Below are 1,171 nucleotides of genomic sequence, written 5' to 3' on the forward strand. Positions count from 1 at the left end.
GGATTGTTTTCTGATCCGCTGCACTCCCTCAAAACCGATCTTGCCATAAAAAAAGCAGATCGCAGAGGGTCTATGTGATCATCCGGGATGGAACACTTAGCCAGCGGCGACTGATGTGAAGCTTCTTAGCGCAGGCAGGTTACGGGGGTTGCGTCCTCCCGCAACCAAATTCTACACATCAATATTGCGCGTGAAATGCCTTAATTTTGAAGTGTGTCGCATCAAATTAAATCATTTTCATATCCCAGAATGGCCATCCACAGCATTGCGAGATGCTCAGATACCGCTTTGCTGAAAACCGAAGATTGCTGTCGTGCAATACTTTGGCAAAAGGGGCAGCTATGCCTGATCTCTCTTGGCAAACCCGGCGCGTTGATTTTTCTGCACATAAGTCCAAGCAATAAAACGGCTTGTTTTTTGTCCCTGCGCCATTTCGACGACTTGAAAGTCAGCGACCCGTGCTTTCGCCAAAATTCGGCGCAACGGCTGCAGGTTATCTTTTTTCGATACCAAGGAAGTGAACCACAAACACTGGTCGGCAAATTCCATGCTCTGTTCCACCATGCGGGCGATAAATTTTATCTCGCCACCCGGATACCAAAGTTCGGCGTTTTGGCCGCCAAAATTTAGCTTTTTTGAAGGCCCTTTTCCAAGGTTCACCCACTTGCGCTGGGTGCCTTTGATTGCGTGTTCGATGGACGCATGAAAGGGCGGGTTGCACATGGTGAGGTGAAAAAAATCATGCGGCTCGATTGCGCCGACAAAGATATTCTCGGGCGTGGTCTGCTGCCTTAGGGAAATGTCCAGTTTGTTATATTGGCAAATCTGCTTTGCCGATTGCAGCGCGACCGCATCCGTATCGACGCCGATAAAATGCCAGCCATATTCGCTTTGGCCCGTAAGGGGATACGCCAAACTGGCACCCGTGCCGATGTCCAAAACTTTGATGTCGCGGCCACGCGGGATGTCTTGATTAAAGCTGCCGGCCAGCAAATCTGCGAGATGATGGATATAATCGACACGCCCCGGAATTGGGGGGCACAAATAGCCGCTGGGGATATCCCAGAATTCAATATTGGGCACCTCTATAAATTGCCCCACCGCCCACACTGCGGTATGGTGGGACAGTGAACTGGCGGTGGGGATGCGGCGATGGCGCAGATGGGTTTTT

General features: G+C 50.7%; 1 protein-coding gene. It reads right to left on the reverse strand.

All coding sequences use genetic code 11. The annotated features are described in order from the left end of the window. Positions 1–339: 339 nt before the first annotated feature. Positions 340–1,110, reverse strand: a complete 771-nt coding sequence (gene rlmF / locus BMY36_RS19140) for a 23S rRNA (adenine(1618)-N(6))-methyltransferase RlmF (RefSeq protein ID WP_336469885.1) — start codon at positions 1,108–1,110, stop codon at positions 340–342. Between the last annotated feature and the right edge of the window lie 61 nt (positions 1,111–1,171).

Source organism: Pseudorhodobacter antarcticus, from assembly GCF_900110135.1.
GTDB lineage: Bacteria > Pseudomonadota > Alphaproteobacteria > Rhodobacterales > Rhodobacteraceae > Pseudorhodobacter > Pseudorhodobacter antarcticus.